The sequence below is a fragment of the Mucilaginibacter frigoritolerans genome, from assembly GCF_007830615.1.
In the GTDB taxonomy this organism is placed as follows: Bacteria; Bacteroidota; Bacteroidia; order Sphingobacteriales; family Sphingobacteriaceae; genus Mucilaginibacter; species Mucilaginibacter frigoritolerans.
The window spans coordinates 213,373-233,186 of record NZ_VLLI01000008.1 but is presented as its reverse complement, the minus strand read 5'-3'; the positions used below and the strand labels follow the sequence as shown (position 1 = coordinate 233,186).

The 19,814-nt window shown below is 38.4% G+C and carries 16 protein-coding genes; 7 read left to right on the top strand and 9 right to left on the bottom strand.

Annotated features, from left to right (window positions below; genetic code table 11):
- The first annotated feature begins 41 nt into the window (after positions 1 to 41).
- From JN11_RS14785 to JN11_RS14775, 3 genes are all read left to right on the top strand, one after another.
- The gene (locus JN11_RS14785; protein ID WP_144913786.1) at positions 42 to 2,423 is read left to right on the top strand and encodes an ABC transporter permease; all 2,382 of its coding nucleotides are present in this window, start codon (positions 42 to 44) and stop codon (positions 2,421 to 2,423) included.
- Between the two features lie 59 nt (positions 2,424 to 2,482).
- Positions 2,483 to 4,873, top strand: a complete 2,391-nt coding sequence (locus tag JN11_RS14780) for an ABC transporter permease (RefSeq protein ID WP_144913784.1) — start codon at positions 2,483 to 2,485, stop codon at positions 4,871 to 4,873.
- 163 nt (positions 4,874 to 5,036) lie between these two features.
- Positions 5,037 to 5,450 carry a DUF5655 domain-containing protein gene (locus JN11_RS14775; protein ID WP_246139016.1) on the top strand — a complete coding sequence of 138 codons (414 nt, stop codon included), beginning with the start codon at positions 5,037 to 5,039 and terminating at the stop codon, positions 5,448 to 5,450.
- A 7-nt stretch (positions 5,451 to 5,457) separates the two neighbouring features.
- Here the strand turns inward: JN11_RS14775 and JN11_RS14770 are convergent, their stop codons facing one another.
- Positions 5,458 to 5,652: a hypothetical protein gene (locus JN11_RS14770; RefSeq protein WP_144913783.1), complete on the bottom strand. Its 195-nt coding sequence runs from the start codon at positions 5,650 to 5,652 to the stop codon at positions 5,458 to 5,460.
- Between the two features lie 287 nt (positions 5,653 to 5,939).
- Here JN11_RS14770 and JN11_RS14765 point away from each other — a divergent pair, with 287 nt between their 5' ends.
- Positions 5,940 to 6,551, top strand: a complete 612-nt coding sequence (locus JN11_RS14765) for an alpha-ketoglutarate-dependent dioxygenase AlkB family protein (RefSeq protein ID WP_144913781.1) — start codon at positions 5,940 to 5,942, stop codon at positions 6,549 to 6,551.
- Between the two features lie 12 nt (positions 6,552 to 6,563).
- Here JN11_RS14765 and JN11_RS14760 read toward each other — a convergent pair whose 3' ends face one another.
- The 5 genes from JN11_RS14760 to JN11_RS14740 form a co-directional block, all read right to left on the bottom strand.
- On the bottom strand, positions 6,564 to 8,858 hold the full coding sequence (locus JN11_RS14760; RefSeq protein WP_144913779.1) for a PAS domain-containing hybrid sensor histidine kinase/response regulator: 2,295 nt from the start codon (positions 8,856 to 8,858) through the stop codon (positions 6,564 to 6,566).
- A 220-nt stretch (positions 8,859 to 9,078) separates the two neighbouring features.
- Positions 9,079 to 9,636, bottom strand: coding sequence for an arylesterase (locus JN11_RS14755; RefSeq protein ID WP_144913778.1), 558 nt, complete (start codon positions 9,634 to 9,636; stop codon positions 9,079 to 9,081).
- 19 nt (positions 9,637 to 9,655) lie between these two features.
- Positions 9,656 to 11,491 carry a glutamine--fructose-6-phosphate transaminase (isomerizing) gene (glmS, locus tag JN11_RS14750; RefSeq protein ID WP_144913776.1) on the bottom strand — a complete coding sequence of 612 codons (1,836 nt, stop codon included), beginning with the start codon at positions 11,489 to 11,491 and terminating at the stop codon, positions 9,656 to 9,658.
- Between the two features lie 217 nt (positions 11,492 to 11,708).
- Positions 11,709 to 13,178 (bottom strand): DUF4270 family protein, encoded by a 1,470-nt coding sequence (locus JN11_RS14745; protein ID WP_144913774.1) that lies wholly within the window; start codon positions 13,176 to 13,178, stop codon positions 11,709 to 11,711.
- 15 nt (positions 13,179 to 13,193) lie between these two features.
- Positions 13,194 to 14,018 carry a glycogen/starch synthase gene (locus JN11_RS14740; RefSeq protein WP_144913772.1) on the bottom strand — a complete coding sequence of 275 codons (825 nt, stop codon included), beginning with the start codon at positions 14,016 to 14,018 and terminating at the stop codon, positions 13,194 to 13,196.
- A gap of 247 nt (positions 14,019 to 14,265) precedes the next feature.
- On the opposite strand from JN11_RS14740, the gene panC reads away from it, so the two are divergent.
- Complete coding sequence (panC, locus tag JN11_RS14735) at positions 14,266 to 15,111, top strand: pantoate--beta-alanine ligase (protein WP_144913770.1); 846 nt, start codon at positions 14,266 to 14,268, stop codon at positions 15,109 to 15,111.
- Between the two features lie 38 nt (positions 15,112 to 15,149).
- Here the strand turns inward: panC and JN11_RS14730 are convergent, their stop codons facing one another.
- Positions 15,150 to 16,079 (bottom strand): 2-hydroxyacid dehydrogenase, encoded by a 930-nt coding sequence (locus JN11_RS14730; protein WP_144913769.1) that lies wholly within the window; start codon positions 16,077 to 16,079, stop codon positions 15,150 to 15,152.
- A gap of 176 nt (positions 16,080 to 16,255) precedes the next feature.
- Between JN11_RS14730 and JN11_RS14725 the strand changes: the two genes are divergently transcribed.
- Positions 16,256 to 16,822 (top strand): hypothetical protein, encoded by a 567-nt coding sequence (locus JN11_RS14725; protein WP_144913767.1) that lies wholly within the window; start codon positions 16,256 to 16,258, stop codon positions 16,820 to 16,822.
- 31 nt (positions 16,823 to 16,853) lie between these two features.
- Here JN11_RS14725 and JN11_RS14720 read toward each other — a convergent pair whose 3' ends face one another.
- The gene (locus JN11_RS14720) at positions 16,854 to 17,585 is read right to left on the bottom strand and encodes a hypothetical protein (protein WP_144913765.1); all 732 of its coding nucleotides are present in this window, start codon (positions 17,583 to 17,585) and stop codon (positions 16,854 to 16,856) included.
- 29 nt (positions 17,586 to 17,614) lie between these two features.
- A complete protein-coding gene (rsmA, locus tag JN11_RS14715) occupies positions 17,615 to 18,394 on the bottom strand; it encodes a 16S rRNA (adenine(1518)-N(6)/adenine(1519)-N(6))-dimethyltransferase RsmA (RefSeq protein ID WP_144913763.1) in 780 nt (259 codons plus the stop codon).
- A 209-nt stretch (positions 18,395 to 18,603) separates the two neighbouring features.
- Between rsmA and pdxA the strand changes: the two genes are divergently transcribed.
- Positions 18,604 to 19,671 carry a 4-hydroxythreonine-4-phosphate dehydrogenase PdxA gene (pdxA, locus tag JN11_RS14710; protein WP_144913761.1) on the top strand — a complete coding sequence of 356 codons (1,068 nt, stop codon included), beginning with the start codon at positions 18,604 to 18,606 and terminating at the stop codon, positions 19,669 to 19,671.
- Positions 19,672 to 19,814: the final 143 nt, after the last annotated feature.

The window sequence follows — 19,814 nt, the reverse complement described above, 5'->3', positions numbered from 1 at the left end:
TGATAAATGACACCAATGACTAATGAAGTAATGAACAAATCATGATAAAGAACTATTTTAAAATTGCCTGGCGCAATCTTGTTAAAAACAAGATGCATTCGTTTATTAATATCATTGGCTTGTCTGTTGGCATGGCAGTAGCCATACTGATTGGCCTTTGGGTTTATGACGAATTATCGTTCAATAAAAATTTTGATAATTACAGCAACATTGCTCAGGTAATGCAACATCAAACTTTTAATGGAGATGTGGAAACTCAAACCTCCCTGCCCTATTTAATTGGTAATGAACTCAAAGGCGCTTATGGCAATAACTTTAAATACGTAACCATGTGCAGCTGGACCGACGGGCATATCTTAACCTTTGGTGAAAAGAAAATCACCAAAAGCGGCAACTATTTTGAGCCACAGGTAACTGATATGCTTTCGCTAAAAATGCTTAAGGGCACACATGCCGCATTGCAGGATAATCACGCCATTATTCTTTCAGCATCAACTGCAAAAGCGTTATTTGGTGATGCCGATCCTATAAACAAACAAATCAAGATCGATAACAAATTTAACGTAACCGTAACCGGCATTTACGAGGATCTACCCTATAATTCAGATTTCAACAACCTCACTTTTATAGCTACATGGAATTTGTATATCGATAATAACCTATGGCAGGAAAAAACCACCAATCCATGGCGTAATAACTCTTTCCAGTGCTATGTTCAGATTGCTGATAATGCCAACATGAACCAGGTTTCGGCAAAAATAAAAGATTCCAAACTGCACAGGGTTAAGGCAGCGGATGCAGCATTTAAGCCGGTGGTTTTTCTTCATCCTATGAGCAGATGGCATTTGTACTCAGGGTTTAAAAATGGTATAAACACAGGCGGCCGTATTGAGTTTGTATGGTTGTTTGGCATCATCGGTTTCTTTGTTTTGCTGCTGGCCTGCATCAATTTTATGAATCTGAGTACAGCCCGAAGCGAAAAACGGGCAAAAGAGGTAGGCATCCGCAAAGCTATCGGCTCTGTACGCAGCCAGTTGATAGCTCAATTCTTTAGCGAATCATTATTAGTAGCACTATTTGCTTTCTTTTTATCGCTCTTACTGGTACAAATTGCAATTCCCGAATTTAATGAAGTGGCCAACAAAAAGATCGGTATCCTTTGGGCTAATCCCGTATTCTGGGTGATTGGTATTTTCTTCAGCTTATTTACGGGGATAATTGCCGGGAGCTATCCGGCCCTTTATTTATCATCGTTCAATCCTGTTAAAGTACTTAAAGGCACTTTCCGCGTAGGTAAACTGGCCTCTGTTCCCCGTAAGGTACTGGTGGTATTACAGTTTACTGTTTCTGTGATTCTCATTATTGGCACTATTGTAGTTTTCAGGCAAATTCAATTCGCCAAGAACCGCCCGGTTGGCTATAGTCGTGATGGGCTCATCGCCATCAACATAGTAACCGAAGATGTTCACAAAAACTTCGATGCCATTAGCAACGAATTAAAAAGTTCAGGCGCTGTTACGCAATTAGCCGAGTCGACCAGCCCCGCTACTTATGTTAATGAGTTTGATAATGGCTTTGAATGGAGAGGCAAAGATCCTTCCCTGCAAGGCGACTTCGGTGTAGTTTGGGTATCCAATGATTTTGGGAAAACAATTGGCTGGCAAATAAAAGAAGGACGTGATTTTTCGAAGGATTTTAAAGATTCATCTGCCGTTATTATGAACGAAGCTGCGGTAAAATTCACAGGTTTAAAACACCCTGTTGGTGAAACATTGATGGAAGATGGCAAGCCACGCAAAATAGTAGGCGTAATTAAGGATATGGTAATGCAATCACCTTATGAGCCTGTTTCGCGCACGGTTTTTATCATGGATCCAACCACTCAACCTGTTGTTAATATCAGGATAAATCCGGCAATGAGCGCGCACGTGGCTTTAGGTAAAATAGAATCGGTATTCAAAAAATATAACCCGGCACAGCCATTTGATTACAAATTTATTGACGAGCAATATGCTCATAAATTCAGCGATGAGGAGCGAATCGGTAAACTGGCAAACTTCTTTGCTATCCTGGCCATATTTATCAGCTGTATAGGTCTGTTCGGAATGGCGTCCTTTATGGCCGAGCAACGCATAAAAGAAATTGGCGTCCGCAAAGTACTTGGTGCATCCGTAATTGGACTTTGGACTCTATTATCAAAAGACTTCGTAAAACTGGTCATCATATCGTTGCTTATTGCGATACCAACGGCTTATTACTTTATGCATGGCTGGCTGCAGAACTATAACTTCCATACTGAACTATCCTGGTGGATATTTGCCTTGACGGCTGCCGGAGCAATTACCGTTACTTTACTAACCGTTAGCTATCAGAGTATCAAGGCTGCATTGGCAAATCCTGTAAAAAGTTTAAAAACGGAGTAATTTTCTGTCCGGAAAAGATCAAAATGACCTAATGACACTAATGAACAATTGAACCAATCATGATAAAAAACTATTTAAAAATTGCCTGGAGAAACCTTATTAAAAACAGGGCCTCTTCTTTCATCAATATCGGCGGACTGGCCGTTGGCATGTCAGTAGCCATGCTGATTGGGTTATGGATTTGGGATGAGCTGTCTTTTAATAAATATCATCAAAACTACGACAATATAGCTCAGGTGATGCAAAATCTCACCTCTAACGGCACTGCGAGCACATACAAAGTAATCCCGTTGCCTTTAGGAGCAGAACTGCATAAAAATTACCATAACGACTTCAAGGCAATTGTAATGTCGTCATGGTCGGCAAGTCATACGTTAAGCGTCGGGGAAAAGAAGATTACCAGTTCCGGTAGTTTTATGGAGGCTGATGCCCCTAGCATGTTTACCTTAAAAATGATAAAAGGCACAGGAACAGGCCTTGCCGATCCTTCATCTGTATTGCTTTCTAATTCGCTATCAAAAAAACTTTTTGGTGATGCAGATCCGATAAATAAAATAATAAAATTAGATGGCAAAAACGGTTTAAAAGTTATCGGAGTATACAGTGATCTTCCTGAAAACACAACTCTTCATCAGCGTGAGATATATTTTATCGGATCCTGGGAATATTACACTACAAATATTTTATCAAAAAGCAACCTTACCGACTGGGGCGAAAACGATGCACAGCTGTTTGTACAATTAGCAGAACATGCCAACATGGCCCGTATTTCTGAAAAAATCAGAAATATTAAATTGAACCATATCGATAAAAGCGATCTTAAATATAAGCCACAACTGTTTCTTCAGCCCATGAACAAATGGCATTTGTATGCTCAATTTAAAAACGGTATTAACACCGGTGGGAAAATTCAATACGTTTGGCTGTTTGGCATGATAGGCTTATTTGTGCTGCTACTGGCTTGCATCAATTTCATGAACCTGAGTACTGCCCGGAGCGAAAAGCGAGCAAAAGAAGTCGGCATCCGCAAAGCCATTGGCTCAGGGCGCAGACAGTTAATCAAGCAGTTTTATGGCGAATCTTTAATGGTAGCAGTTTTTGCCTTTGTCATTGCATTATTCGCTGTTAAACTTACACTCCCTTTCTTTAATGAAATAGCTAATAAAAGTATAGTGATTTTATGGACCAATCCTGCGTTTTGGATTATCGGTATAAGCTTCAGCCTTTTTACAGGCGTAATTGCAGGGAGCTACCCAGCATTGTATCTTTCATCGTTTCAACCGGTAAAGGTTTTAAAGGGCAGTTTCAAGGCCGGTCGTTTTGCGGCATTACCACGCAAGGTTTTAGTAGTGCTGCAGTTCTCTGTTTCTGCGGTGCTGATAATAGGTACTATTATTGTTTTTAAACAAATACAATTTGCTAAAAACCGTCCGGTTGGCTATAGTCGCGATGGGCTGGTTAATATTGAAATGACCACCAACGATTTGCATAAACAATTTAAAGCAATGAGGGCCAATATGCTTAACGCTGGTGTGGTAACAGAAGTTGCAGAATCATCTGACCCGGTAACGGACCATAGCGACAATATGCGCGGGCTTAAATGGAAAGGAAAAGATCCGGACATGTCTGATGATTTTGCAATGGTTGGTGTTTCACCAGAATATGGCAAAACTGTAGGGTGGCAATTTAATGATGGGCGGGATTTTTCAAGCGCATACCTTACTGATTCAAGCGGGATTATATTAAATGAAGCTGCAGTTCAATATATGGGGCTTAAAAATCCGGTTGGTGAGATAGTAAAGATCTGGAATAACAAAGACTACCGGGTTATTGGCGTTGTAAAAAATATAGTTATGGATTCACCGTATGATCCGGCGAAACAAACCATTTATTATATAAGTAAAGATGCCGGTAACTTTTTAATGCTCAGGATAAATCCCAAAGTAAGCGCACATAATGCACTTACCAAAATTGAAGCTATCTGCAAAACATATTCCCCGTCGGTTCCGTTCGCTTACCATTTTGCGGATGATGAATACACTAAAAAATTTGCCGATGAAGAATATATCGGAAAGCTTGCCAGCATATTTGCCAGCCTGGCTATTTTTATCAGCTGCATTGGATTGTTCGGCATGGCATCATTTATGGCAGAGCAACGCACTAAAGAAATCGGTGTACGCAAAGTATTAGGAGCAACTGTTTTAGGCTTATGGACACTACTATCTGCCGATTTTGTAAAACTGGTTATTATATCACTCCTAATTGCCATCCCAACAGCCTGGTATTTTATGCATAGCTGGCTACAGACCTATAACTTCCATGTTGAACTATCGTGGTGGGTATTTGCAGCTACTGCCTTTGGGGCCATCATTATTACCTTGCTAACGGTTAGCTATCAAAGTATTAAAGCGGCATTGACAAATCCTATTAACAGTTTAAAAACAGAATAAATAATACTGTCATTATTACTAAAAGAATTTAGCGCCTGCTAAACATGTGATCTGAAATTTAATTGAAAAGCGTTCCGGAGTGAGATACGGAACGCTTTTTTATTGATAATCCTTTTAGAAGTATATTTGTACTATCCAAACTAATTGCTAATCAATACGCTCCATGTGGATCTGCTCCCTATGTAACCAGGAATTTGTAAATACCAATCAGGTACATTCCTGCAGGGATAAAATACTTTCCGATTTTCTTACCGGCAAAAGTGAACACACTGTTGCGCTTTTTGATTACCTCGTTGCAGAATATCAGCAAATAGGTAATATAACCGTTCATCCGGCAAAGTCAATGATCTCCTTTGCAGCACGAACACGGTTTGCCTATGTAATTCAACTGGGTAAGAATTTTGTAGACGTGGTTTTTCCTTTTAAACAGGCTTATGATGATAACCTGTGTTTCAATAAAATTAAACCCGTACCCGGCAGCGACGATTTTAACCATCACTTGCGTCTCTATTTTAAGGAGGATATTAACGATGAAGTGAAAAAGTTTATGAAACTGGCTTATCAAAACGGACTATAGCCATTTTCTATCGATGATATGCCTTAAGCAGATCTTCAACCAGTATGCCGTTAATTTTCATTCCCTTTAACTCACATTTATCAATACTTACACCGGTAAGGTTGCAATTGGTAATGGTGCTTTCGCCTAATTCACAATCTTCAAATTTTAAAGGTCTTTGTTTAACTTCGGGGTCGTAAAGAGGATGCCCCTTGGGTGGCATTCCTATATTATGGATATAAGCACCACCCAGTTGGGCACCTTCAATTTCCAGGTCACTTAAATTTGCGTTTGTTATTTTATATCCGTTGCGCGAATATCTTCAAAATATGATCCATCCATCATGGCCCTTTTCACATCGAGCTTTATCTTTGTTTCTGATAGTTGTATAAGCTGGCTGTCCATAACAGTTCGGTTTTATCTCAAAAATAAACAACGACCCTGATAATGTTGTTATGTAATTGTGCCAATTTAAGGTGATATTATGCCAACTATTTTTGCATATCTATAATGGAACAATTCAATATATTCGGCAATGCTGCACCAGTACCTAAACTTCCACCAGAGCTAATGGAATATTTCCCTGGTATATTTAATACCGATGAGAGCTATTCATTTTTAAAAACATTTATCAGCTCTGTTCCCTGGCAGCAGCAAATAATAAGTATGTATGGCAAAGACGTTGCTACACCCAGGCTAACCGCCTGGTATGGAGATAAAGGACATTCCTATACATTCTCGGGTACAAAATTTGATCCACTACCATGGACTGATGAATTACTGCAAATAAAGCAACGGGTAGAAAAAATAAGCAGTGTCGTTTTCAATACCGTTCTGCTAAATTATTACCGCAATGCCAATGATTCTGTAGCTTGGCATAGCGATGATGAATATGAGCTGGGAACTGATCCGGTTATAGCATCGGTGAGTTTTGGGCAGGTCCGCCGTTTTGATGTACGGAATAAAACCGATCATCAGCACAAATATGCTATCGACCTTGAAAATGGCTCGTTATTACTAATGAAAGGTGACATGCAGCATAATTGGGAACACCGGGTCCCTAAATCAACCAAAACATTAGCTGAACGGGTAAATTTAACCTTCAGGATTATTAATAAATAAGTTAAAGTGTTTTTATGAAATAGTGGCCCTTGAATATTTCTTAACAATATCATAAAGCTCCGAAGGATTAAATGGCTTACTGATCCATGAGTTCATACCGCTTGCCAGTATAGATTGTTTAATATCCTCTATCAAAGAGGCAGTAATGGCAATAATAGGTATGGAAGCATATTTGCTACCTCCCATTGCTCTTATTTGCCTGGAAGCCTCATAGCCATCCATAATGGGCATCTGAAGGTCCATCAGTATCAAATCATATTCTTTAGCCCATATGGCTTGTACAGCAATCTGTCCATTTTCGGCCACATCGCATTCAACTCCCCACTGTTGTAAATAACGTTTTACCACCAAAACATTTATGGCATTGTCTTCCGTTAAAAGCACTCTTAATCCTTTTAGTGTTTCAGAGGATTTATATTCATTACTACCATTAATTCTATTGATAACAGCTTCATCGTTTACCACTTCACCCTTTTTAAACTTCAATGTAAAATAAAAAGTTGAGCCTTCTCCCGGCTTGCTCCTTATTTTTATGTTACCACCCATCATTTCAACCAAGCGCTTACATATAGCCAAACCCAATCCTATCCCACCAAATTTGCGTGTGGTTTCAGAGCTGGCCTGAGTAAATATTTCAAAAACATAATCCTGCTTTTCTTCGGGTATACCTATACCTGTATCCTTAACCTCAAAACATACGTTAACGCTTTCCTTGCCCTCATCAACCAGCTTTGCAAACATGGAAACCTCTCCGGAGTGGGTAAATTTAATGGCGTTGTTAACCAGGTTGGTCATTATTTGCCCAAACCGTACAGTATCTCCTTTAATAGTTAAGGGCAATTTTTTATCATAATATAACTTAAGACCAATATTTTTTTCGGTAATAACCTGTTTGTTTATGGAACGGATATTTTCGAGCAGTTCTTTTAAATTAAACTCAACCACCTCCAGGTTTACCATTCCCTCATCAATCTTACTAAGGCTTAAAATATCATTGATAATAATCATCAGATTATCTGCAGAAAACTTCAACAACTTCAAATACTCTTCCTGGTCTGGCCTCGGGTTTTCAAGCAAAAGATTACTAAAACCAATTACTGCATTCATGGGGGTACGAATTTCATGGCTCATTACTGAAAGAAACCTTGATTTTGCCTGCAGTGCAACTTCTGCCTCTTCTTTGGCTTTTATTAAATCTTCCTTCACCTTTTTCCGTTCGGTAATCAGGTCGGTAAATAACAATATACCTCCAACTTTTCCGGGATCTTCGTACCAGGGTTTTATTTCCCATCTTAGCCATTCCTGTTTACCATCGCGTCTTATAAAAGGATCTTCCTCTTTTTTGAAAGATTCACCCAGCACACACCTGCGCATGTATTCTTTCCACTCGTCAGATATTTCATGAAACACATCCAGGTGATTTTTTCCGATGATAGCAGCTACATCAATATTATACGATGCCATCCATATTTTACTAGCTGCAATGTAATTATATGAGCGGTCAAGCATCGCTAAAGCCGCGGGCGCGGCGCTGATAAAAGCTTCCAGCTGTTTGCGCTTCATTATCACCTTCTCTTCATCAAGCTTCTGCCTGGTAATATCCTGAAAAGTTCCGTATACCCGTATGCACTTCCCATTTTCAAATTCGGGCTGCCCCACAGTACGCGTCCATACCTCCTCGCCACTGGTATTAATTATTTTTAATACCAGGTCATAAGGTGTTCCTTCACTTATTGCTAACTCAAAAGCTGGTTTCAGTTGTTCGCGATCGCCTTCTTTAAAAAATCCGATAAAATTGTCTTTTTGCGGAGCAAAATCATCGGGCAGGCCAAATAGGCGTCTGATTCCGTTAGTCCAGGTAACCTGCTGCGTATCCATTTCAATTTCCCAACCACCAATAAGAGCTGCCTGATTTGTTTTATTTAAAAAGCCCCTGACTTTTTCAAGTTCTTTTTCTGTTTCATGCTGGTCGGTAGTATCGACGTAACTACCTAGCATCATTAATGGTTTATTGTTTTTACTCCATTTAATAATCCTGCCTGTAAATAAAAAATATTGGGGTTTGTTGTGTTGGTATAAAAAGCATAACTCCTGCGCAAAAGGTACCTCCGCGTGGCTGTCAATATGAAGCTTTATTTGTTCTTGAAAGGATTTCAGATCATAATCGGAGATCTTGCCACACCAAAGCGGGTAAGATTGTAATACAGATTTTTCATAACCCAATCTGCTCATAAGCTCAGGGTTATCAAAGGGCGAGTCACCTTTCATATCCCATTCCCAATATCCGGCAATTAATCCCTTTTGCATATTACTGGTAAAATGAGATTTAGATAATTTACTACTTTAGTATACGACCATTTTTATTAGAGAGTTACACCAACAAGCAATAGTTTTTTAATTAAAAAGAAACACCAGGGAATAAATGAAACCTATAGAAATAGATACACATAAAAAAACAACTCTAAAACAATTAGTTACGAATTTACTAAACAAAAATAAGAAATTAAAAAATTTGCCTTAAGGAAATTTAAACTATTAACCTTTGGATAACAGACCATACTTTATCAGCAATAATTTTATAGCCTTCGGCTGATGGATGAAGACGATCTGCAAGGTTTAAATGAGCCTGCCCTGCAACACCTTGCAGAAAAAAAGGGACCAACAGCATTTGATTTGCGTTGGCGAGTGATGGGTACATAGAATTAAATTGTGCAGTAAAAGGAGAATGAATAAAAAGAGGTATCTGCATTCCCATTAATGCCATTTTTACCTCGGGGTTTTTGGCTCTTACCTTATCAATAACTGCCTGCAGATTTTTTGATGTATTTTGAGGATGCACGCCACGCATAATATCATTTATACCCAGTTCGAGTATAAAAACATCAATGGGGCGGCTTAGCCAATAATCAATCCGGCTTAGCCCACCGGCTGAAGTATCGCCGCTTAATCCTGCATTAATTACGTTATATGCTAAATTTCCGGCATTAATCTTTTGCTGTATCAATGCCGGAAATGATTCTGTTGCTGCATTACGTAAACCGTAACCGGCTGTTAAACTGTCGCCAAAACAAAGTATGTTTTGCATATGCCTAATGCCGATTCAACTATTCTACCGTTACAGATTTTGCAAGGTTACGAGGTTGATCAACATTACACCCGCGCATTACTGCAATATGGTATGCCAGCAACTGCAATGGAATAGTAGCCAGTAATGGCACAAAGGCTTCATCTGTTTGAGGTATTTCTATTACAAAATCAGCCATTCCTTTTACTTCTGTATCACCTTCGGTAACAATAGCAATAACGTGCCCCTTACGAGCTTTTACTTCCTGTATATTGCTGATCACTTTTTCATATGATGAATCTTTAGTGGCAATAAACACAACTGGCATATCATCATCAATTAAAGCAATTGGGCCGTGCTTCATTTCGGCAGCGGGATAACCTTCAGCGTGGATGTATGAAATCTCTTTCAGCTTTAACGCCCCCTCCAGCGCAACAGGGAATGAGCTGCCCCTACCTAAAAACAGACAGTTAGCTGAATCTTTGAATTTAGCTGCAATTTTTTTGATATGATCATTTGACTTTAAAGCCTTTTCAACCAATTCCGGAATATTATTCAACTCCGTTAAATGCTCAACCAATTTACTTTGGGTAATAGTTCCTCTCTGCTGGGCAATATAAAAAGCCATTAAGGTTAAAACAGTTACCTGCGCGGTAAATGCTTTGGTTGATGCTACTCCTATTTCAGGGCCCGCATGGGTATAAACTCCTGCATGCGTGGTACGTGGAATAGATGCACCTACTACATTACAGATTCCGAAAATGGTTGCGCCTTTTTCTTTGGCCAGTTCAATGGCAGCCATAGTATCAGCTGTTTCACCTGATTGTGAAATAGCAATAACCAAATCCTTTTCAGTAATAATGGGGTTACGATACCTGAATTCTGAAGCATATTCAACTTCAACCGGTACACGTGCATATTCTTCAATCAGGTACTCGCCTACCAGGCCTGCATGCCATGAGGTACCACAGGCAACAATTATAATGCGATCAATATTTTTAAGCTTCTCTGTGTACTCTTTAATGCCACCCAACTGCACTTTACCCTGCTGTGGATATATACGTCCACGCATACAATCTCTTATAGACCGGGGCTGCTCATATATCTCCTTTAACATAAAATGGTCATAGCCGCCCTTTTCAAGCATTTCCAGCTTCAGGTCCAGCTCCTGTATATATGGAGTTTGAACAGTATTATCAATATTTTTAATCAGCAAATTCTCCCGGCAAATGTAGGCCACCTCATTATCATTTAAGTAGATAACATTTTTGGTATATTCAACTATCGGAGTAGCGTCGGAGGCTATAAAATACTCACCTTTACCAACACCAATAACCATTGGGCTTCCTTTACGCGCAGCAATTAACAAGTCGGGCTCTTCGGCACTCATTATTACAATGGCATATGCACCAATAACTTTAGTTAAAGCTACACGTACAGCTTCGCGCAAATCTAAGCCTGTTTCATTTTGGATATCCTCAACAAGGTGTATTAAAACCTCAGTATCAGTATCACTTTTAAAAACGTGGCCCTTGCTTATTAAAGTCTCTTTAATAATGCCGTAGTTTTCTATTATCCCGTTATGAATAATAGTCAGCTTACGATCGCCTGATGAGTGAGGATGCGAGTTACGATCACTAGGAGCACCATGTGTGGCCCAGCGGGTATGCCCCATACCCATAGTTCCGCCAAGGTCAATATCTTTTACAAAACTTTCAAGATCACTTACCTTACCTGCTTTTTTATAAACTTTTAGTTCTTTGTCAAACAATGAAATACCGGCACTATCATATCCACGATATTCTAACCGGTGTAACCCTTTTATTATAATTGGATAAGCATCCCTGAAACCTATATAACCTACAATTCCGCACATAAAATAAATAGAATGTTAAATATTATAAACCGTACAAAAATACTAAGATTAGCCATTGAGGGCTAGCGATTTGGGAAGCACCCTTTAATTAAATTTTTTTAAAAAGTACCCCGTACTTATTCATTTTGTGCGTTTTTAAATCATAGCAAAAAAAAATCCGGAAGACATGCTTTAAATTGCGCACCTTCCGGATTCAATATCTTTAATAAAATGCTAACTAATTTTGCTTTGGTATAGTGCCTTTTATTTTAGTATAAATAATATTCAATTTCATTCTATACGGCGATGATAGGTTACCACCACCAATAGCCATTGTTCTGGCACTTGCCTGTGAAGTTGGCAAATAGTTGGCAGAACTTAAAGTTGTTCCACTAGTTGTACTTGATGTATCAACCGGCGCAATATAGGTACCATAGTCAACTAATTTACCCGATAACAGATCCTGCAAATAAGCTGTTATGATAAAATGATATTGTATAAGTGGCACATTATTAGTACTGCTATTATTGATCTTAGATGCAATTCCTCCAAAAACAGCAGCTCCTCCAGAACGGGGATCAGCAGAATTCGCATCTGGCACTAAGGCACGCTGATGTGCCAAATCGAGCCTATACAAGGTTATTTGAGGCAACGGAGCATAGGGAACATTGCTACCCGGGTTTACCGTTATCACCAATTCGGCCCTGTTTAAAACAATATCACTATCTTTTTTTGCAAGAGCGCTTCTGATATTAGCCAGTAAATGAGGGAAACTAATCTTAGCACGAAGGCCTCCAAGTCCCTGTAGGTAAACTACTCCTCTTGAAGTAGTGCTATCACTAAGTTCAGTTTGCACAGCAGCACTCCTATTTGCTGACGTATGGGGTATAAAACTTGCTACTTTAGTAATTGGAAGGTAAATTACTGCTGTATCAATAGTTGTTCCGTTTACAGCCCTGTAATAAATGGCCAGTGAATCTGCCGCCTTGAACATAATTATACCACCCGGGCCAGTTGTCTTACTTCTATCTAGCTGAAGGTATAAACCTTTCATATAATTAGTAAATATAGCATTTGAACCCAGCGCTAAACTTCCGGCATTAAAAAAGTCATTATTAATAAATGAAGTACTAATTGGAATACGTAATTGCGGAGCCACTTTTATAAGTGTATCTGGCGCCCCGGAAATAATACTTGTAATTTTAATTGAGTCTGTAGGTTTTGGAGTAAATTGCAATGACCCCAATAAGGTGGAGCCAAATTTCCAGCTTTTGGTGTTATAATAACTTGTTGAAGAACTAAAATTTTCGCCTAACTGATATACATTTACAGTATAATTAGACGTAAGCTTATCTCCATAAAACCCATCAGCATAATACATTACCAATCTGGCAGAGTCAACAAAAATTGTTCCGCTTGGTAAAGTATAAGCAGCCGAACCTGGTAAGTTAAGATCTGTTGCAAGATCAGACGTAGTTAATCCATAAATCGGATCATTAAAATAAGCCAAAGGGTTTTTGCCCAGCGTTCCTGATGTTACCACAGAGTCCTCTGCAACCGTATTGGTAATAATTGTGGCAGTATCGGTTAGCGAACCGCTAACCTGGCTGGCTTGCACGCCCAAACCAACACTATCCTGATTTTTACAACTATTCAAAATAAAAAGACTTATTAACAGGGTCAATAAGTCTAAGCGGAAAAATTTCATATATGATATCAAAGCTTATACAACATGCGCTAATTCCTCGTTAGCAATTTCGTCGTAAAAATTGTAATAATTTTCGAAATCTGCGGTAGAATCGAACTCTAAAACTGATTTATTGCTGTTTTTAACATAATTTAACACTTCTTCATCAATATTCTCGCCACCCAAAACAATGCCATCACTATAATGTATAGCACCACCATACAATGCCGAGTTAGAAGCTGGCTTATATACTTCGGTATGTTTTTCGGTCATATTACCCATCACTGCTTTTTGAGCAAAGTCAGCATCAAGTTTTCCGGCAAAATCATTTTCGTAAATAGAATAAATGATTTTTGAATTTTTAAAAGTAGGATCGTCTTTGTACGTAGTTTTTAAATACGCAGGCACCAATGCACTCATCCACCCGTGGCAGTGAATTACATCAGGAGCCCATCCTAATTTTTTAACTGTTTCCAAAGCACCTTTACAAAAGAAAATCATGCGTTCATCATTGTCAGCATAAAACTTCCCTTCTTTATCTGTAAAAACGTGTTTCCGCTGAAAATACTCTTCGTTATCCAAAAAGTAAACCTGCATACGCGCAGCTGGAATGGATGCAACCTTAATAATCAGCGGATTGTCATTATCGTTAATAATGATATTCATCCCCGACAAACGGATCACTTCGTGTAACCTGTTCCTGCGCTCATTAATATTTCCAAAACGAGGCATAAGGATACGGATTTCGTAACCTTTTTCCTGCATAGCCTGCGGAAGCTGGCGTGTAATTTCAGAAATTTTTGAGAGTTCGAGGAAAGGAGACATTTCGTGAGTTATAAACAAGAGCTTAGATTTACCCATCACTATATCAGTATTAAATTATAATTAAGAATCCAAAAAAATTTGAGTCTGCAAATATAAGCATTATTATATGAACTGGCAACGAATTATGCAAGTAACTTTTGGTAATTTTTAAGCAATTGTACAACTTTGCCCAATTGTATCATTTAAAATCAATCAAATTTCAACATTACGGTTGTAACAGACAGTTACAGCCAAACAAATAAAACCCATCCCCAAACGGATGATTACCTTAATATAAATCGCATTGAAAATTTTTACTACCAAAAAAGAGCTACAGCAATACCTGCTGCAAATAAAGGGTTTACACAAAAGTATTGGCCTTGTACCCACATTGGGCGCATTACATAAAGGGCATATTTCACTTATAGAACAGGCACAGAAAAACAATGACGTTGTGGTATGCAGCATTTTTGTTAATCCAACCCAATTTAATGACCCCAAAGACCTTGAGAAATACCCGCGAACCATTGAGGCAGATATAGCTCTGCTTGAACAGGTTAATTGTGATATATTGTTTAATCCACCAGTAAGCGAAATTTATGATGATAATGAACAATGGCATTTAGAGATTGGCCCAATGGAACAATTACTTGAAGGAAAATCAAGACCAGGCCATTACCAAGGCGTAACCCAGATAGTTTCTAAATTGTTTAATATCGTTAATCCGGATACAGCTTTTTTTGGACAAAAAGACTATCAGCAGTTTTCAGTTATCAGCAAAATGGTGGAGTTATTGAAGATGCCTGTTCAATTGGTGATGTGCCCTATTAAACGCGAAGCTGATGGCCTTGCAATGAGTTCAAGAAACATCCACCTGACAACTGCAGACAGGCAACATTCCCTGGTTCTGTCAAAAACGCTGAATTGGGTTAAAGAAAACTTCAATCGTAGCGAAATACAGCAATTAAAGCATAAAGCCGAATTAATGATCAGTGCCGAAGAAGGCGTGGAACTTGACTATTTTGAAATTGCTGATGGCGAAACCTTGCTCCCTGCCAATGAAGATACCAAAACAATAGTGGCTCTGGTAGCCGCAAAAGTTGGCAAAACACGCTTAATTGATAATGTTCTATTAATCCATGGTCAATAGACCATGGACTAATAGCTTGTTATTGATTAAGCAAATGCTTATAGACGGATAGCTAACAACTTTTCCGCCATTACTTCACTTATTTTTCGGTAAGAATCAAATGTCCAACCGGCAACATGCGGGCTTAATAAAACTTTGTCCGATTGGCGCAGCTCTTCAAACCAGTCCTGTTCAGACAGTGCCGGGAATTTTTCTATTTCCAGCACATCCAATCCGGCACCTAGTATTTTGCCTTGCTTAATGGCATTTAATACTGCCTTTACCTTCAATATCTGCCCACGGGCGGTATTCAATAAAAATATGGGCTTTTTAAAATGAAACAAGTATTCATCATTAACCATCCCCTTGGTTTCGGGTGTTAAGGGAATATGGAAACTCAGCACATCGCTATGTTTTACGATTTCTTCCATGCTTACCTCGCGGGCAAACTGATCACTAAAACCTGTTTTATACTTATCATAAGCAATTACATTCACGCCAAAACCTACCAGCTTACTGGCAAAACTATGCCCCATAAAGCCATAACCAATAATACCAACTGTTTTACCTTTTAACTCATAACCCCGGTTAGCCTCACGTTTCCAGTTGCCTGATCTTATTTCGGCATCAGCGGCCCTGAAATTATTCATCAGTGCCAATAACAGCCCTATGGCGTGCTCACCTACGGCATCCATATTGCCTTCGGGAGCGTTAATTAAAGTAACACTTTTTTCGGCAGCGTAAGCTTCATCAATATTATCCATGCCTGCACCTGCCCTGCAAATAAAGCGAAGATGGGTTGCAGCATCCAGATATTGTTTGTTTAACCTGAATTTTGAACGCACTACCAGTCCGGCATAATTACCAATAATCTGTAGTGCCTCATCAGGCTTTATTAATGGGCGATAATCGCATTGATAACCCATAGCTTCGGCCCTTTCTATAAAAATGGGATGTATGTCATCAACAATTAAAATACTTTTTTCCAAGCGATTGATAGTTTAAATGAAAAATGTAAAATTATAAAATGAGGGCATTACTTAATGACTTTGCTCTTTTTTTGTTTATAAAGATGACATTTTAGCCAGTTTGCAAAACTGGCACGGGAATAGCTTCATGATATAGAGAACAAATATTAACCGTTCTGAATTAACATAAAAAGAAAATGAAAGCAATCAGATTAAAAAAGCTTAGCACAGATATAAAACTACAAAGCCAAAAACTTGCAAACGAAGGCTTTAAACAGATATTTAACCATATTAATCAACTTAATATTAAAAAAGGGGTTGATAAAATGGGCCTCGATAAATTTATTGACCAGAGTGCTTACCTGGCCGCCGGGTCGGGTGTACTATCAGGCAGTGGTGGTATGTTTACCTTAATTGCAGGCATCCCTTTTGATTTTGCGAATTTGATAACCCAGCAATTCAGAATAACTATGGCTGTTATGTACTATAACCGGGGCAGCTATCAAATCGACTTTGATGAATTTATGTCGCTGGTAGCAACATCCTTGAGAGTTGAAGCAGGCGTAGCATTATCGAAAACCATGATGGAAGCAATAGCTGAAAAGTTATTGATGGTACTGGGTACACGAGCAGCAGAACGGATGATTCCAATAGTTGGCGCGGCAATTGGTGGAACAACCAATTACATTTTTATAAAGCGAATGGCCGATTCTGTAAAAAAAATGTATCCACTTACAGAAACCATAATTATTGAGGTAGGCTAATTACCACAGGGTTTAAAGCTATAGATATAAATCATTTTAAAACAGCAGCCCCAGTTCTTTTAAATGATTTTAATTTGCTGTATGGAACTATCCAATCATCATCCGGCTCCAAATTGGCTACTACATGCGGAAGTATCCTTTCAATAGATAGTTCTATACCTTTTTCAGTAAAAACATATTTCTTTAATAACTCATCACTCTGAAGATTATTAATGGCGTCATCCAGTTCTTTATAAATATTTGCACCATCATCGTTGTTCATTATATCTTCCTTATTGTCTTGTATCCTTTTTTTTAAGGTGGCCTTATAATTTTCAAATAACCATTTCATTCCAGCCGAATTTATTTCATTTGAGACTGGATAGAGTTGCCCCGTATGAATATTTAGAGTAAACCATTGTTCTTCGCTATCGGGGTATGCTCCCATCGTTTCATAGTAAAGCTCTATAGAGATAACATCATTATTTTCAAATGTTACAGCATAATTTAAAGCGGTAACGCCGCATCCACAAGCATTGTAGTTTTTCACCACATCCGCTAAACTTTTACCGTCAAATATTCTTTCGTAAGACAATGCTTTTTTTAATTCTGGATATTTATCTGATACAAGGGGCAAATGTAAGGTATCTGACTGATCCTTATAATTAAGTGCAACAGACTGGGTTGATATGATGTATTGCGAAGGCTTTCCTTGGGAATGTCCATAAAAAACCGAAAAACAGCAATTTAATGAAACAACAAATATGATTTTCAAATATTTCATCTGCCAGGTTTACTTATTGTAATTAACAACTATCTGTTTGCCGAAATATCTTGAGCTAATTTTACAAAATCAGCTACAGTTAATCTTTCAGCACGTAAATCAAGCATTGCATTATCAGTCATTTTCTCTTTATTGATCAGAGATGACAAAGCATTCCGTAAGGTTTTGCGCCGCTGATTGAACCCTGCTTTTACTACCTGCCAGAATAATTTTTCATCACAATCCAACTGCAAGGTTCCATTACGGGTTAATCTAATTACTGCCGATAACACTTTTGGCGGCGGATTAAATACACCCGCTTTTACTGTAAATAAGTATTCAACCTTGTAATAAGCCTGCAAAAAAACGCTGAGTATTCCATACTCTTTACTGCCTGCTTTGGCAGAACAGCGTTCGGCAACTTCCTTTTGGAACATACCTACCACTTCTACCACCTGCTGCCGGTTATCCAGCACCTTAAAAAGTATTTGTGATGAGATATTATAAGGAAAATTACCGATTATAGCTAAAGGACCGGTGAAAAAAGCACCGAAATCCATTTCCAGAAAGTCAGCATTTATTAAACGCTTACCTAATTGGGGATACTTTTTTTGCAGAAATTCATACGATTCGGTATCAATGTCAATTAATGAAACCTCGTACTCTGTTTTCTGAATTAAAAAGTCAGATAAAATGCCCATACCCGGACCAACTTCCAGTACCTGATTGTACCCATTTACAGGGCGCAGACTCTCTACAATTTTGGCAGCGATATTTTTATCAGTAAGAAAATGCTGCCCGAGATGTTTTTTTGCTCTTACCAACGTCATTATTAGTCAAATATTTGAGCAAATTAAGGCATATTTGTGCTTTATTAAGAAACTATAAACTTAAAATCTTTTTATTTGTGGTTTAGTTGCTAAGCGTTGTACATATTAAAGGGGCTGTAAAGGTTAAAATATTGTATAATTCATCTGCAAAATTGGCTAATGGCTAATAATCAGGTGGCAAATAAAATTGGTGTAATTATCTAGAAAACATGAGCGAAAAAATTAAAATAGGGATCAGTATTGGCGATGTAAACGGAATAGGATTAGAAATAATTATTAAAACATTGGCCGATAGCCGCATTTATGATTATTGTACGCCAATTGTTTATGGCCATACCAAGCTCGCTTCGTTTTACCGCCGCACCACAAATATTGATGATCTAAACTTTTTTGTAATCAATAATCCGGCAGAGACCAATAATAAAAAAGAACAAAAAAGGCCCAACATGATCAATTGCTGGGACGATGATATAAAAATTGAACCGGGCATTGTTAATGGCTTAGTTGGTAAATACTCCTTTATCTCGTTAGAAAGAGCAACAAACGATTTAATTAATGGCGAAATTGACGCCCTGGTTACTGCGCCAATTAATAAAGATAATATTCAGAGCGAACAATTTAATTTTCCGGGCCATACAGAATACCTGCAGGAACGTGATAGTGCAGCTGAGTCATTGATGTTTCTGGTGAGTGATACACTTCGTGTGGGAGTAGTAACAGGTCATATTCCTATTTCAAAAGTATCCGAAAGCATCACTACCGAAAAGATATTGGCCAAACTTAAGTTGATGGATAATAGCTTGCGTAATGATTTTTGGATCCGCAAACCTAAAATTGCTGTATTGGGCCTAAACCCACATGCAAGCGACAATGGTCTTATCGGCAGTGAGGAACAGGATGTTATTATACCGGCTATTGAAGAAGCACGTAATAACAACATCCTGGCTTTTGGCCCTTATCCTGCCGATGGCTTTTTCGCAAATGGAAGTTACTTACAGTTTGACGCTGTATTGGCAATGTACCACGATCAGGGATTAATTCCCTTTAAACAAATAGCCTTTGAATCGGGCGTAAACTTTACTGCCGGTCTGAATTTTGTACGCACCTCTCCCGATCATGGAACTGCTTATGATATAGCAGGCAAAAACCAGGCATCCGAAACATCCTTCCGTGAGGCATTATTTACAGCCATCCACATCGTTAAAAACCGACGTGAAACTGTTGAATTGAATGAAAACCCCTTAGCAATAACCAAATTGAGCCGGGATAGAGATTAAATCAACAATAGGACATTAAAAATACCTTTAGTTATACAAAAATTCTACAAAGTCTACATAATTAAAGGTATTTATAAATACACTAAGGGTATAAAAAAATCAATATTTTTATACCCTTTATTGTTATATTCACATTATAAAAT

Excerpts from the sequence above, each read along its gene's own strand:
- JN11_RS14775 (WP_246139016.1), top strand. The coding sequence starts at position 5,037 with ATGTGGATCTGCTCCCTATGTAACCAGGAATTTGTAAATACCAATCAG.
- JN11_RS14755 (WP_144913778.1), bottom strand. The coding sequence starts at position 9,636 with ATGCAAAACATACTTTGTTTTGGCGACAGTTTAACAGCCGGTTACGGT.
- glmS (WP_144913776.1), bottom strand. The coding sequence starts at position 11,491 with ATGTGCGGAATTGTAGGTTATATAGGTTTCAGGGATGCTTATCCAATT.
- JN11_RS14720 (WP_144913765.1), bottom strand. The coding sequence starts at position 17,585 with ATGAAATATTTGAAAATCATATTTGTTGTTTCATTAAATTGCTGTTTT.
- rsmA (WP_144913763.1), bottom strand. The coding sequence starts at position 18,394 with ATGACGTTGGTAAGAGCAAAAAAACATCTCGGGCAGCATTTTCTTACT.
- JN11_RS14785 (WP_144913786.1), top strand. The coding sequence starts at position 42 with ATGATAAAGAACTATTTTAAAATTGCCTGGCGCAATCTTGTTAAAAAC.
- pdxA (WP_144913761.1), top strand. The coding sequence starts at position 18,604 with ATGAGCGAAAAAATTAAAATAGGGATCAGTATTGGCGATGTAAACGGA.
- JN11_RS14760 (WP_144913779.1), bottom strand. The coding sequence starts at position 8,858 with ATGCAAAAGGGATTAATTGCCGGATATTGGGAATGGGATATGAAAGGT.
- JN11_RS14725 (WP_144913767.1), top strand. The coding sequence starts at position 16,256 with ATGAAAGCAATCAGATTAAAAAAGCTTAGCACAGATATAAAACTACAA.
- JN11_RS14745 (WP_144913774.1), bottom strand. The coding sequence starts at position 13,178 with ATGAAATTTTTCCGCTTAGACTTATTGACCCTGTTAATAAGTCTTTTT.
- JN11_RS14780 (WP_144913784.1), top strand. The coding sequence starts at position 2,483 with ATGATAAAAAACTATTTAAAAATTGCCTGGAGAAACCTTATTAAAAAC.
- JN11_RS14740 (WP_144913772.1), bottom strand. The coding sequence starts at position 14,018 with ATGGGTAAATCTAAGCTCTTGTTTATAACTCACGAAATGTCTCCTTTC.
- JN11_RS14770 (WP_144913783.1), bottom strand. The coding sequence starts at position 5,652 with ATGCCACCCAAGGGGCATCCTCTTTACGACCCCGAAGTTAAACAAAGA.
- JN11_RS14765 (WP_144913781.1), top strand. The coding sequence starts at position 5,940 with ATGGAACAATTCAATATATTCGGCAATGCTGCACCAGTACCTAAACTT.